This is a genomic window from Pseudonocardia lutea, assembly GCF_042658055.1.
GTDB lineage: Bacteria > Actinomycetota > Actinomycetes > Mycobacteriales > Pseudonocardiaceae > Pseudonocardia > Pseudonocardia lutea.
The window spans coordinates 78,154-91,364 of sequence record NZ_JBHSQK010000010.1 but is presented as its reverse complement, the minus strand read 5'-3'; the positions used below and the strand labels follow the sequence as shown (position 1 = coordinate 91,364).

General features: G+C 73.4%; 14 protein-coding genes. 9 read left to right on the top strand and 5 right to left on the bottom strand.

From position 1 onward, the window contains the following. The first annotated feature begins 1 nt into the window (after position 1). From ACFQH9_RS05880 to ACFQH9_RS05850, 7 genes are all read left to right on the top strand, one after another. Positions 2 to 1,003, top strand: a complete 1,002-nt coding sequence (locus tag ACFQH9_RS05880; RefSeq protein WP_379564862.1) for an HpcH/HpaI aldolase/citrate lyase family protein — start codon at positions 2 to 4, stop codon at positions 1,001 to 1,003. A gap of 25 nt (positions 1,004 to 1,028) precedes the next feature. Continuing rightward, positions 1,029 to 1,880, top strand: coding sequence for a 3-hydroxybutyryl-CoA dehydrogenase (locus ACFQH9_RS05875; protein ID WP_379564861.1), 852 nt, complete (start codon positions 1,029 to 1,031; stop codon positions 1,878 to 1,880). Positions 1,881 to 1,920: 40 nt separating this feature from the next. Continuing rightward, positions 1,921 to 3,108: a 3-isopropylmalate dehydrogenase gene (locus ACFQH9_RS05870; RefSeq protein ID WP_379564860.1), complete on the top strand. Its 1,188-nt coding sequence runs from the start codon at positions 1,921 to 1,923 to the stop codon at positions 3,106 to 3,108. Between the two features lie 426 nt (positions 3,109 to 3,534). Further along, positions 3,535 to 4,443, top strand: coding sequence for a methylenetetrahydrofolate reductase (locus tag ACFQH9_RS05865; RefSeq protein WP_379564859.1), 909 nt, complete (start codon positions 3,535 to 3,537; stop codon positions 4,441 to 4,443). Beyond that, complete coding sequence (locus ACFQH9_RS05860) at positions 4,443 to 5,216, top strand: class I SAM-dependent methyltransferase (RefSeq protein ID WP_379564858.1); 774 nt, start codon at positions 4,443 to 4,445, stop codon at positions 5,214 to 5,216. Before ACFQH9_RS05865 ends, ACFQH9_RS05860 begins: the two co-directional genes overlap by 1 nt. Before the next feature lie 139 nt (positions 5,217 to 5,355). Continuing rightward, positions 5,356 to 6,573, top strand: a complete 1,218-nt coding sequence (locus ACFQH9_RS05855) for a PP2C family protein-serine/threonine phosphatase (RefSeq protein ID WP_379564857.1) — start codon at positions 5,356 to 5,358, stop codon at positions 6,571 to 6,573. Then, the gene (locus ACFQH9_RS05850) at positions 6,564 to 6,977 is read left to right on the top strand and encodes an ATP-binding protein (protein ID WP_379564856.1); all 414 of its coding nucleotides are present in this window, start codon (positions 6,564 to 6,566) and stop codon (positions 6,975 to 6,977) included. The genes ACFQH9_RS05855 and ACFQH9_RS05850 overlap by 10 nt, the downstream gene beginning before the upstream one ends. Positions 6,978 to 6,999: 22 nt before the next feature. Here ACFQH9_RS05850 and ACFQH9_RS05845 read toward each other — a convergent pair whose 3' ends face one another. Beyond that, positions 7,000 to 7,332: an STAS domain-containing protein gene (locus ACFQH9_RS05845; RefSeq protein ID WP_379564855.1), complete on the bottom strand. Its 333-nt coding sequence runs from the start codon at positions 7,330 to 7,332 to the stop codon at positions 7,000 to 7,002. After that, complete coding sequence (locus ACFQH9_RS05840) at positions 7,329 to 9,362, bottom strand: glycosyltransferase family 2 protein (RefSeq protein WP_379564854.1); 2,034 nt, start codon at positions 9,360 to 9,362, stop codon at positions 7,329 to 7,331. Before ACFQH9_RS05840 ends, ACFQH9_RS05845 begins: the two co-directional genes overlap by 4 nt. Before the next feature lie 63 nt (positions 9,363 to 9,425). On the opposite strand from ACFQH9_RS05840, the gene ACFQH9_RS05835 reads away from it, so the two are divergent. Further along, positions 9,426 to 10,418 carry a glycoside hydrolase family 26 protein gene (locus tag ACFQH9_RS05835; protein WP_379564853.1) on the top strand — a complete coding sequence of 331 codons (993 nt, stop codon included), beginning with the start codon at positions 9,426 to 9,428 and terminating at the stop codon, positions 10,416 to 10,418. Between the two features lie 30 nt (positions 10,419 to 10,448). Here the strand turns inward: ACFQH9_RS05835 and ACFQH9_RS05830 are convergent, their stop codons facing one another. The 3 genes from ACFQH9_RS05830 to ACFQH9_RS05820 are packed head-to-tail and all read right to left on the bottom strand — an operon-like array spanning position 10,449 to position 12,130. Continuing rightward, positions 10,449 to 10,625 (bottom strand): hypothetical protein, encoded by a 177-nt coding sequence (locus tag ACFQH9_RS05830; RefSeq protein ID WP_379564852.1) that lies wholly within the window; start codon positions 10,623 to 10,625, stop codon positions 10,449 to 10,451. A 33-nt stretch (positions 10,626 to 10,658) separates the two neighbouring features. Then, entirely contained in the window at positions 10,659 to 11,300 is a 642-nt protein-coding gene (locus ACFQH9_RS05825; RefSeq protein ID WP_379564851.1) for a maleylpyruvate isomerase family mycothiol-dependent enzyme, read from the bottom strand. A 14-nt stretch (positions 11,301 to 11,314) separates the two neighbouring features. Then, entirely contained in the window at positions 11,315 to 12,130 is an 816-nt protein-coding gene (locus tag ACFQH9_RS05820; protein WP_379564850.1) for an ArsR/SmtB family transcription factor, read from the bottom strand. Positions 12,131 to 12,289: 159 nt separating this feature from the next. Between ACFQH9_RS05820 and ACFQH9_RS05815 the strand changes: the two genes are divergently transcribed. Beyond that, positions 12,290 to 13,207, top strand: a complete 918-nt coding sequence (locus tag ACFQH9_RS05815) for a hypothetical protein (RefSeq protein ID WP_379564849.1) — start codon at positions 12,290 to 12,292, stop codon at positions 13,205 to 13,207. Positions 13,208 to 13,211 lie beyond the last annotated feature (4 nt).

Genomic DNA, 13,211 nt, shown 5'->3' with positions numbered 1-13,211 from the left:
CGTGGCACGACCTGCCCGGCTGGACCGATCAGCCCGCCCTGCCCGGCTGGACCGATCAGCCCGCCCTGCCCGCCCGCGCCGTTCCGAGCTGGCGACACCCGCCAGCAACGAGTGGATGTTCGCCAAGGCCGCCGCCTCCGACGCCGACCTCGTCTTCCTCGATCTGGAGGACGCCTGTGCCCCGGCGGAGCGGGAGGCCGCCCGCGGCAAGGCGGCCGAGGCCCTGCGTGAGCTCGACTGGGGCCGCACCCTGCGCGCGATCCGTATGAACGCGATCGACACCCGCTGGGCGTACGGCGACGTCATCGAGACCGTGACCGAGGCCCGCGAGGCCCTCGACGTGATCATCGTGCCCAAGGTGCGCCGGGCGCGCGACGTCTGGTGGGTCGACACCCTGCTCACGCAGCTGGAGGAGACCCTCGGCCTGACCAAGCGCATCGCCCTCGAGGTGCTGATCGAGGAGACCGAGGGTCTGGAGAACGTCGGCGAGATCGCCCGCGCCAGCGACCGGCTCGAGGCGATCATCTTCGGCGCCGGCGACTTCTCCGCGTCGCAGGGCGCTCGAGTCGACACCAACTTCGACCCGGTCGTCGACTACCCCGGGGACATGTGGCACTACGCCCGCGCCCGGGTCGTCGTCGCGGCCCGATCGGCCGGCGTCGACGCCATCGACGCGCCCTTCCCGAACTTCCGTGACCCGGAGGCCTACCGGATCGCCTCGGAGCGCGCCGCGGCGATGGGCTACGTCGGGAAGTGGGCGATCCACCCCAGCCAGGTCGAGCTCGCGAACACCGCCTTCGCCCCCACCCAGGACGAGATCGAGCACGCCCGCCGCGTCGTGGCCGCCTATCGCGAGGCGGAGGCGACCGGCCGGGGCGCGACGAGTGTCGACGGAATGCTCGTCGACGCCGCTCACCTGCGGCATGCCGAGACCGTCACCCGGACCGCCGAACTGGTGAACCGGACCGCCGAGCTGGTCAAAGGCAGCGCCGTCGCCGGCTGACCGACCCCGCCAGAGGAGACGATTCATGCACGATGTCGGAGTAGTCGGCTGCGGTCTCATGGGGGCCGGCATCGCCGAAGTCGCGGCCCGGGCCGAATGTCCGGTCACCGTCGTGGAGTCCGACGACGATCGCGCCCGCGCCGGGCTGGGACGCATCGAGTCCTCGCTCCGCCGAGCCGAGAAACGGGGAAGGATCGGCTCCGCCGACGAGGTGCTGGACCGGATCACCGTCAGCACCGACCTCGAGGCCCTCGCCGACCGCACCTTCGTCGTCGAGGCCATCGCGGAGTCGGAGAAGGCCAAGGTCCGCCTGTTCGGCGACCTGGACAGGATCGTGAAGAGCGACACGGCGGTGCTCGCGTCCAACACCTCGTCGATCCCCATCATGAAGCTCGCGGTGGCGACCCGACGACCGGAGCAGGTCCTCGGGGTGCACTTCTTCAACCCGGTCCCGGTCCTCTCGCTCGTCGAGCTCGTGCCCAGCCTGCTGACCTCTACCGACACGGTGGCGCTCGCCCGGGGCTTCGTCGAGGACACCCTCGGGAAGAAGGCGATCGACTGCCAGGACCGCGCGGGATTCGTGGTCAACGCCTTGATCGTCCCGTTCATCCTCTCGGCGATCCGCATGTTGGAGTCCGGTTTCGCCAGCGCAGAGGACATCGACGAGGGCCTCGTGCGCGGATGCGCGCATCCGCAGGGTCCGCTCCGGCTGGCGGATCTGATCGGGCTCGACACCACCGAGGCGATCGCCGACTCGCTCTATGCGGAGTTCAAGGAGCCGCTCTACGCCCCGCCGCCGCTGCTCGCCCGGATGGTCGAGGCCGGCCTCCTCGGTCGCAAGAGCGGACGTGGCTTCTACACCTACGAGCCCGCGTAGGCGATCGCGGCGCCGCAGAGAGAACCGAGGAAGGACGCTCATGCGTGTTCACAGTCTCGCCGTCGTCGGCGGCGACGGCATCGGACCCGATGTCGTCGCCGCAGCATTGGACGGTGTACGCGCCGCTGAGCGCCGCTTCGGGTTCTCCGTCAGCACCACGGAGTACGAACTGGGTGCCGAGAGATACCTCGAGACCGGCGTCGTGCTCGACGAGGAGACCATCGCCCGGCTCCGCCGGCACGATGCGATCCTGCTCGGGGCGGTCGGAGATCCGCGGGTGACTCCGGGCATCCTCGAGCACGGCCTCGTCGTGGCGCTGCGCGTCGCGTTCCGCCAGTCGGTCAACATCCGCCCGGTCCGGCTGTACCCCGGGGTGCAGAGTCCGGTGACCGGTGTGCGACCCGAGAACTGCGACATCGTGATCATCAGGGAGAACACCGAGGGCCCGTACACCGGCGGTGGCACGACGATGCACGCGGGCACCGCCGAGGCCGTCGCGACCCAGAACTCGGTCACGACCGCGGCCGCGACCACGGAGGCCGCGGAGTTCGCCTTCCGCCTCGCAGCGGCCCGCCGAGGGCGGCTCACGCTCTGCCACAAGAAGAACGTCCTCACCCACGCCGGGCGGCTCTGGAACGACATCGTGCAGGAGGTCGGCGTCCGCCACCCCAGCGTGGCCCACGACTACGTCCATGCCGACGCCATGTGTCAGCACCTCCTCCTGGACCCCGGACGTTTCGACGTCATCGTCACGGACAACCTCTTCGGCGACATCATCAGCGACCTCGGGGCCGTCCTCCAGGGTGGCCTCGGCGTCGCGGCGAGTGCCAACCACAACCCGTCCGGGAGCGCCCCGAGCATGTTCGAGCCGGTCCACGGTTCTGCACCGGACATCGCCGGTAGGGGATGGGCGAATCCGGCAGCGGCGGTCCTGTCGGCGGCGATGTGTCTGTCCACCCTGGGCGAGTCGGAGGCAGCACTCGCGCTCGAAGCAGCCGTCGCGTCGGTCCTCGCCGAGCTGCCGACCCTCGCGGGTCCAGGAATGGGAGTGAGCACCGCCGAGATCGGCAGGAGGATCGCCGACCGTGTCGGGACGGCCGACGTGGACGACGACGGCAAGCCCGGCGCCTCGGTGATGAGCGCGCTCGCCGGGCTCTCCCTCGACCCCGGAAGGACGGGGCGCGGGCTTGTCGGCCCTAGCCGACCACGACCTCAGGTTCGGGGGTGAAGGAGACGAGCACAGCCGGCCTCTGACCGGTGGAGCCACTCGTGGGGCGAAACCCCCGCGCGTGGTGCGAGTTGCGGAGGCTGGAGAGCGGGTACTGCGTCAGCGTTGTCGCTGGTGGGAGGCGCGTGAGGGTTCTCGTGGAATCCTGGCAGTCAAGGGGTCAGGGGTTCGAGTCCCCTCAGCTCCACCCTTCTGAGAAGCCCGGACATCCGTCCGGGCTCTTCTGCTCCGCCGGCCAGGAGATGCCGAGGCCCGAGTCTGCTCGGTTCGCGGGCGGGTAGGGGAGATCGTCCTCGGGTATCCGGCCGCCATGGCAGGCAGTGGGCGACGGCCGCGGTGACCGAGCCGTCCGCGCTGTGTCCGAAGCGCATGCACCATGGTCCGTGCGGCGGGGTTCGTGCCGACCTCTCGTGCGAGGTCCGGACGATGGTGTGCCCCTTCGCCGGGCTCGAGGAGCCGGTCGCCTGGGAGGGCACCCCCGCCCCGGAGCGGGACGCGCCCGCCCTGCTCGCCCGGCCACCGGTCGTCCTCACCGATCTGACCCTGCCGCCCTTCGACCGCGCGGGCCTGACCCGGATCGTGCGGGAGCTCGCCGGGAGCTGCGACGGGCTGCTCGTGGGCGAGCACCAGGCGAGGCCGGACTTCCCGCCGACGCAGATGACCGGCCTGGTCCGGGACGCGGGCGGGGCGCCGGTGATCACGCTGACCTGCCGGGACCGTAACCGGGTGGTGCTGGACCAGGAGCTGTGCGGCCTGGTCGAGGCGGGCGCCGAGGCGGTGTTCTGCGCGACCGGGGACGCCCGCGCCGTCGGCGTGCGCCCCGAGGTGACCCAGGTGTTCGATCTCGACGGGACCGAGCTCGCCGCGCACGCCGCCGCGGCCGGGCTCACGGTCGGCGTTCCCGAGTCGCCCGAGACGCCCCCGCTGCGGATCCGGCCGGGTCGGCTCGCCGAGAAGCAGCGGGCCGGTGCCCAGTTCGCGATCCTCAACCACGTCGGGTCGCCTGCCCGGTTGGCCGAGTTCAGTGCCCGGGCAAGGCAGGCCGGGTGCACGGTGCCGCTGATCGCGGGCGTCGCGGTGTACACCGACGAACGGTCGGCCGCGGTCCTGAGCGCGTTCCCCGGTCTGCACCTGGAGCCCGAGCGGGTCGCCGCGGTGGTCGGCGCGGCGGATCCGGTCGCGGCGGGGATCGCCGAGGCCGTGGCCGAGGCGCGTGCCCTGCTCGCCGTCGAAGGGGTCGTCGGAGTGAACCTGTCCGGCCTGGCGACCGGTCGCGGTCCCGTGGAAGGTGCCGCGATCAAGGCCGCGATCGGCCGTGAGCTGCAGGAGGCGTGATGGACACGGACACACCGATGGAGGCGGAGTTCGACGCGATGCCGGGCTGGACCGCGGACGCCGTGGCCTCGCTCGGCGCCGGGTACGCGGTACCGGCGGCGTGCCGGGGCAGCGCCAGCCCGGCGGCGTTGACGTGGCTCGCCTCCCGGTGCCGTCTCGAGGCGGGAACCCGGCTGGTGGACGTCGGCGGTGGGATGGGAGGCCCGGCCGCCCACGCCCGCGAGGAGCACGGCGTCCGCCCGCTCCTCGTGGATCCGATGCCCGGCGCCTGCCGGGCGGCCCGGCGCATGTTCGGGATTCCTGCGGTGGTCGGCACCGGTGCGCAGCTGCCCGTCGTCTCCGCCCGGGCGGACGCGGCCTGGTGCGTCGGTGTGCTGTGCACGACCGCGGAGAAGGCCGCTGTGCTCGACGAGATCCACCGGGTCCTGGTGCCCGGCGCCCGGCTGGGCCTGTTCGTGCTGGTCGCGGACGGCGGCGACGGGCACGGCGCGGACGTGGAAGGGGCGCCGGAGGGCAACGACTTCCCCACCCGCGACGAGCTGGCCCGCCTTCTCGACGATGCCCGTTTCCGGCTCGTCGAGTCGGTGGATCTCGCCGATCTCCCCGGACCGCCACGCAGTTGGCAGGACCGGATCGCACGGGTCGACGCCCTCGTCGAGGCGCGGCACGGCCACGAAGCGGCCTGGCAGTGCACGCGGGAACAGGAGGAGCGGCTCTCCCGCCTGCTCGGGACGGGCCGGCTCACGGGGGTCCTGCTCTGCGCCGAGACCTGACCCCGTTCGGCCGGGCCCCGACCCCTCGGCACCGCGAACCCCGGCGATGACGGTTCCAGGGGCGGAGGGCGTGCCCGGACTGGGCCGGACGGCTGCGGTAGGGTCCGCCGGACGGCTCGACCACGGAGGTACGACCGGCATGACCGCCGCGATCGTCGGACCCGGAGGCGCCGGGGGCGCCGGTGCCGGGACGGAGCGGGCCCGGGCGCTCGAGACCCTCGGGATCGAGGCGGGGGAGCGGGAGGAGCGCTTCGACCGGATCACCCGGCTCGCGCGCCGCCTGTTCGGGGTGGAGATCGCCGCCGTGACCCTGCTCGACGAGGACACCCAGTGGGTGAAGTCGGAGAGCGGCTACTCGGGAGCCGAACCGGTGCCGGTCGAGGACGCGATGTGCCGGGTCACGCTCGGCGAGCCGACCGCGCGGACGGTCGTGGAGGACACCCGGGTGGATCCGCGCTTCGCCCGCAACCGCTTCGTCGTCGGGGAGCCGAACGTCCGGTTCTACGCCGGGGAGGCGCTCACCACCGCGTCCGGCACACGGGTCGGCACGCTGTGTCTGTTCGACTCCCGCCCGCGCACCTTCACCGCGACGGACGTCGCGATACTGCACGAGCTCGCCGCCTGGGCCGAGACGGAGCTGCAGCGCTCGGCGGAGATGGACCGGGCCGCGGAGGTCCAGCGGGCGCTGCTGCCCGGCCGCGGCACCGTGGACCTGGACGGCTACGAGGTCACGGGATCCTGCGTCCCGGCCCGGGCGGTCGGCGGCGACCTCCTGGACTGGTACCGGCTGCCGCCGGACGACGGCGGGGAGGCCGACGTCGTGCTGACGCTCGGCGACGTCATGGGCAAGGGCATCGGCGCCGCGCTGCTGATGGCCACGGTCCGCTCGGCCCTCCGCACGGCGGGTCGGCGGGCGGGCCCGGCCGAGGCGGTGCGGCAGGCCGCGCTGGCTCTCGAGGCGGACCTGGAGGGCACCGGCACGCTGGTCACCCTGTGCCACGCCCGGCTGTCCCCGCAGAGCGGCGTGCTGCGGTGGGCGGATGCCGGGCACGGCCTCATGTTCCTCGTCCGCGCCGACGGCACCGTCCTGCGGCCCGGGCCGGGCGGGTTGCCGCTCGGCGTGCTGCCCGACGACCGGTGGCCGGAGGAGCGCGTCGCCCTCGGCCCCGGCGACCTCGTGGTGGCGTTCAGCGACGGCCTGCTGGACCTCTTCCCGACGGTCGAGGCCGCGTTCGCCGAGGTGGCCTCGCTGGTGACGGCCGACCCGGCGGGCTGTGTCGCGGAGCTGGAGCGTCGCGCGCGGGAGGCCGCCCTGCCCGACGACGTCACCTGCCTGGTCGTCCGACGATGCCGGTGATCAGCCGGGACCTCCGCTACCCGGGCACACCCCCGTGCCTGGAGGTGGTGCAGGACGCGCTCGCGGCCCTGTGGCGGGAGGCGCCCCAGGTCGACGGCGCGGACCGCATGTCGTTCGAGACCGCGCTGGTCGAGATCGTCGGCAACGTCGTCGAGCACGCCCGCCGATCCGACGGGCAGCCCGTCGACGTGCACATGCGCATCGCCGTGCACGACGACCGCCTGGAGGCCCGGATGGAGGACGACGGCGCCCCCTCCGGCGTCGACCCGGGAACGGCGGTCCTGCCCGCGGACGACCTGGCCGAGAGCGGCCGGGGCCTCGCACTCGCCGCCGCGGTCGCGGACCTGGAACACGTCCGGTGGGCGGGCCGCAACGTGTGGACGGTGGTCCGCCGCCGGACGTGATCCTCGGGCCGGGCCCTCCGCCTCAGCTGCCGAAGGCGCCCCGCACCGTCGCGGCCGGCCGCAGGACGCGGTCGAGGTTGGTCAGCTCCAGCACGGTGCGCACCTGCTCGCCCGGCCGGGCGATCCGCAGGTCGCCACCGGCCTGGCGGCAGGTCTTGAGCCCGGAGACGAGCGCACCGAGGCCGGAGGAGTCGATGAACTCGGTGGCCTCCAGGTCGACGACCACGTGGGTGCGGCCGCTCTCCACGGTCTCGGTGACCAGGTTGCGCAACGCCGCGGTGGAGGTCATCGTGAGCCGGCCCTCCGGCCGGATCACCGCGGTGCGGGGGTCGGGGTGCTCGGTGCCGAAGTTCATGGCGTCTGGGTCACTTTCTCCTCCTCGGACTCGGGGCCGGTGTAGGTGGCCGCCGAGATCACGACCGACAGGATCACCAGGTCGAACAGGACCCAGAAGAGGTTGACGACCAGGCTGAGCAGGTCGAAGTCCGCCGTGCCGAGCAGGAAGCGCACGGTGCCGACGACCGCCGACAGCGCGAGCAGGGCCATGGCGGTGAGCTGCGGCCACACGAGCCGCCACGGTGGACGGGCCCGCTCCTGCTTGGTCTTGGGCGTGACGACGAACCCGAGTGGCCGCTCGAACCACACGTTGGCGAAGGCCGTCCAGGTGGCGCGGATCCACAGCGGGAACAGGGCCAGACTGTACTGGGTGCCGCGCCACGTGCGCTTGCCGTAGCCGATGACCAGGAACAGCAGCTGGTTGAGCAGCAGGTAGGGGATCAGCCGGACCAGGAAGTCCGGGCCGTAGCTGACCACGGGCCGGATGTCGAAGCACAGGAAGACGACCGGAGCCGCCAGGTACACCACGGCGAAGAACCCGCTGAGGTAGCTCCACATCGTGGCGAAGTACATCAGCCGCTGGCCCCAGGCGAGTCCCTTCTGGACCAGGGGGTTCTCCTTGAGCATCACCTGCAGCGTGCCCTGGGCCCAGCGCAGCCGCTGGTGCAGCATCGTGCCGAGGTCCTCCGGCGCCAGGCCGTTGGCCAGGATCTCGTGGTGGTAGACGCTGCGCCAGCCCATGCCGTGCAGGCGCATCGCGGTGGCCATGTCCTCGGTGACGGACAACGTGGCCATCGGCATGATCGGCTGCGCCTCGTCCGACCGGCTGACGTCGACCGCGTCGACCAGGGCCCGTACCGAGGACAGGGCGTTGAGCGGTGACATCTCCCGCGACGCGAGCCGGGCCAGCGCCGCGTCGTCGAGCACGGCGGGGACGAGCCGGCCGTTCCCGTCGTGGTCCCCGCCCGGTGCCGGGCCGGCACCGAGCTCGCCGAGCTCCTCGAGGTCGCGGGCCAGCGCGGCGAGGTCGGCGTCGACCACGCCGCGCGAGGCCTCGTCGACGCGCTGCCGGAAGCGGTAGGTGACCTCGGAGTAGGACGATCGCGTGTTCCCCAGTTCCCGGCGCGCCTGCCCGACGGCCTCGGTGACCTTGTCCAGCGCGGCCCGCACCTCGGGTCCCTGGTCGGCGGCCTCCTTGCGCGCCTGCGACAACAACCGGTCCGCGGTCCGGAGAACCTGCCGGATGCCGGTCTCGACCTGCCGGACGTATTCCGCGAGGCCCAGCTGCATGAGCGCCTCGCGCCGCAGCACGGCGTTGGAGCCGCAGAAGAAGGCGGCGTTCCAGCCGTCCTTGCCCTTCTGGATGGGGCCGTAGAAGAGCGGGGCCTGGCTCCCGAGGGGGTCGGAGGCGGTGACGTTGGTGAAGAACTGCGGGGTCTGCACCAGGGCGACCTCGGGATCGCGGAACCAGCCGAGGGTGCGCTCCAGGATCTCCGGCTCCGGGATCTGGTCCGCGTCGAGGATCAGCAGGAACTCGCCGTCGGTCTGCATCAGGGCGTTGTTCAGGTTCCCCGCCTTGGCGTGCCGGGGCATGTTCTCCCAGCTCGGATCCCGGGTGAGGTACCCGATGCCCGCCTCCAGGGCGGCGGCGCGCATCTCGGGCCGGGCACCGTCGTCGAGCACCCAGGTGTTGTGCGGGAAGCGGATCGCCCGCGCCGCGCGCGCCGTGGTCATCACCATGTCGATCGGCTCGTTGTAGGTCGTGATGAACACGTCCACGGTGGCGACCGGGGACGGCGACGGCGGCTCGCCCCGTTCCTTCATCCGCCACATCGTGATGCCGAACAGGAACGCATCGACCAGGCTGTAGGTCTCCGCGAGCACGAGGGGCAGCGCGATCCACCAGACGGACCAGTTGACCGACTCGAGCCAGCGCCAGACCACGTAGTTCACGCCCAGCGACAGCGTGAGGACGACCAGGATCCGGACGAGCGCGCGGTTCGCGGGCTTCGGCCTGCGGTGCCGCGCGGAGGGCGGGGCAGCGGTCATTCGCACACCCTCGTGGTGGGCCGGGGGTGCCGGGGGGCGTTCATGACCGGGAAGGATAAGGAGATGAGCGGTTTCCGGCAGGTCGGCGTGCCGTTACGGGGCGCGAGGGGGTTCTTTCGGGGCGGTCTGGTGACGGTGGGTGCCGGCGTCCTCGGGCTGCTCCTGCTGGCGGCCGCGGCCCCCGCGCCGGCGCCGCCCGCCGTCGGCGTCGCGGCCGGCGACCTCGGCGCGGTCGCCGAGTTCGGCCGGGCCGCCGGGGTGCGACCGGCCCTGGAGGAGTGGTACGCGGGGTGGGCCGGCGCCCCGGCCTTCGACGTCGCCCGCGCCGACGCGGCGGTGGCAGAGGGAGCAGTGCCCGTGCTCACCTGGGAACCATGGGCGCCGGGTGGCGGGCTCGTGCAACCGGAGTACGCCCCGGCCCGGATCGCGGCCGGGGACCACGACGCGTACATCGCGGACTTCGCCCGGCAGGTCCGGCACTGGGGCGGGAGGCTCGCTCTGCGGTTCGCGCACGAGGCCGACGCGCCCCACTATCCGTGGAGCGTCGGCGTCGGCGGCAACACCGCCGCCGACGTGGTCGCCGCGTGGCGGCACGTGCGCGCGGTGTTCGAGGCCCAGGGCGCCGACGTGATCTGGGTGTGGTGCGTCAACGTCCACGCGCCGGGCACCGCGGAGTACGCGCCGCTCTACCCGGGCGACGACGCGGTCGACTGGATCGGGCTCGACGGCTACAACGGCGGGGACGCCGTGCCCTGGGGTGGGTGGCGGTCCCCCGCGGAGGTCTTCGGCGCGAGCCTCGCCGACCTGCGGGCCCTGTCGGACAAGCCCGTCCTGGTCACCGAGACCGCCAGCGCCGAGGAGGGCGGCGACAAGGCGGCATGGATCCGGGCCCTGTTCACGTTCGCGGCGCAGGAGCGGATCCGCGGCCTGGTCTGGTTCCAGGAGGACAAGGAGGCGGACTGGCGGATCACCAGCTCGGCGGCCGCGGCCGCGGCGTTCCGCGATCAGGCCGTCGTCTCCGCCCCGCCGCCGGTCCCATCGCGCCTCGGGCGGTGATCCCCCGGACCGGCGGCGCCGACCGCGGCATCAACGCACTCTGGACGGCGGCCGCGCGGCGCAGCTCGTCGGCCCGGTCCAGCTCCTGCTCGGCGGCCGCGGCGAGAACCACTGCTGGTTCTCGTCGATCGGCGACACCGTCGCCGTCGGCACGCCGGACAGCGCCTGCGCGAGCCGGGTGATGCGGTCGAAGCGCTCCTCCGGCACGTCGGGCCGCACCCCGGGCGCGGGCGACGGGGTTCAGGATGTCCGGGCGTGGCCGAGTCGTTCGTGGATCTCGGGTGCGCCGTCGCCGTCGAGCTCGGACAGCGCGGCCGTGCGGCCGGCGAAGGTCGTGATCAGCGCGGACGCGGTCGCCCGCACCTCCGGACCGGCGCCGAGGGACCAGTCGGCGTCGGTGGTGGTGAAGGTCAGGCCCGCCAGCAGGCCCGAGGGCACCAGGCCGCGGGCACGGGGACCGGTCAGCTGGTCCAGGACCGTGGCGGCGGCCGCCGGGCTCGGGCCGTGGGGCAGGCCCAGGGGCCGGTAGACGTCCTCCGCGTGGATCACCAGATGGGACAGCGGAGCTTCGGGCGGCGCGCCGGGGACGCGGAAGGGTCGCCGCGGCGTCGCCCCCAGCGCGGCCGTCACCTCGGCGTGGGGTCGCGCGTCGCCGGTGGCCCACCGGTCGGCGAGCCGGTCGAAGTCGAAGCGGGCCGCGGCCATGCGCACCAGGAAGCCCGGAACGGAGAGCTCGTAGGGCATGAGCAGGTGGACCGCCACGTCGCGGACCCGCCAGCCCGCGCACAGGCTCGGTGCGCTCCACTGCGCGTCGTCGAGGGCGTCGAGCGCGGTCACCAGCCGGGCGGTCTCGGCCTCGAGGAGCGCCCTGATGTCGGTCATCGGTTCTCCCGTGGTCAGAAGGCGGACGGCAGCGGGCTGCCGGTCTCCAGGACGGACTTGAGGTCGGAGAGCACGAACGGCCAGCCGCCGCCGGACCGCACGTCGTCGCCGGCGACGAGATGCGCGTGCACGGGGGCGTCGTCGAGCTGGTGGACGACGGTCAGCCGGGTCACGTCGGCGCCGATCGGCTCGAGCTCCCAGGTGACCCGGGTGGGCGGCTCCGCCGCAGCGGCCGGGTCGAACAACAGCCGGTAGGTCTGCACCAGCCGGCGCGGCGGGTCGGCCTCGAGCACCTCGCCGTCGACGACCACCTCGGCCACGCCCATCCGGCGCAACCGCTCGTTGGTCCGGCCCCGGAACGCGCCGCCGGGGCGCAGGTCGAACTCCATCGGCCCGTAGCCGTAGCGGGCGGACCACTCCGGGGAGGTGATCGCCTCCCAGACGGCTTCGGGGGTGGCCTTGATGTGCACGCGGAACACCTGGGTGACCGCTGCGGGGGCGGGTGAGGACACGTCGCCGCCTTCCAGTCGGGTCTTGAGCTCGGCGAGCAGCGACACCCGCCGCTCGGTGTACTTGTCGATCCACCGGTCGTGGATCAGCCGGACCGGCACGGGGTTGAGGAAGTGCAGCTTCTCCCGCCCGGAGCGGCGGGTGACGACCAGATCGGCTTCCTCCAGCACGCGCAGGTGCTTCATGACGCCGAAGCGGGTCATCTCCAGGTGCGCCTCCAGCTCGCTCAGGGTCTGGCCGTCGCGAGCCAGCAGCCGGTCGAGCAGCAGTCGCCGGGACGGGTCGGCCAACGCCTTGAACACGCGGTCGTCCGTACCCATGCGGTGAAGATAGGTGACCATATGGTCACGTGTCCAGCCCTCCTCGTTCCCGGCGCCCGATCTCAGTTCGTAAGAGAAGAAAACCTATACTCGCAAACGTAGGTCCAGCGTGTCAGGCGGACCGATGCCCCCACCGGAAGGAGGTCGACGACTCGCGCGATGACCACGCCGCTGCCGCACCGAACCCGCTCCCGCGCGGGGATGCACCACCGCGCCCCGGACCTCTCCGCCGAGTCCGCCCGTCGGTCGCGGCCGAGGACGCCCTGCCCGCCACCGCACCGGCGCCCCGTCCCGACGGCCCGGTCCTCCCGCCGACGGGTCGCGCCGGAGCTGGCGCCGGGGAAGCTGCTGGCCGGTGCCGGTGCCGCCGCCACCAGTGCCGTGATCGGGTCGAGCTTCGGCGCCGACGGCACCGTGCTGGGGGCCGCGCTCGGTTCGGCGATCAGCACGATCGCCGCCGTGCTGTACCAACGCTGGCTCGAGCACGCGGGGAGGACCGTGCGGGCCCGGCTGGTCGTCGGCCGGAAGCAGGTCGATCCCCTGGCCGGCCCCGGCGTCTCGGCGGCGACCCTCGGGCCGGAGAGAGCCGCGCCGCACCGGCGCACGCGCCGGGGAGGTCGCGTCGGACCCACCCTCGCGGCGGCGGTCGGCGGGTTCGTCCTGGCCATGGCGGGGGTCACGGGAGCGGAGCTCGTGCACGGCACCCCGCTCGGCGGCGGATCGTCCGGGACCTCGATCGGGACCGTGGTCTCCGATGGTGAGCGCGCCGGTGGTCCGCCGCCGACCACGGCTCCCGGCAGGGGGTCCGTGCGGTCGCCGGGCGGGACCGTCGCGCCGACGCCCGTGCCGGCCGCCGGACCGGCGCCGGGTGCCGCCGCCGATGACGAGGGCCGGACCGAGGCCGGGCCGACCGCGACCCCGGACCGTGCCCCGCGGACCACGACGTCGCCGACCCCGTCGTCGACCACGCCGACCTCGGCCACGGACGGCGGGGGTGGGATCGTCGGGACGTGGACGTCACGGGGGACGACCGGTCCCTCGACAGGTGCCGCGAAGACGGACAGCGTCCCTTCCTGACGAC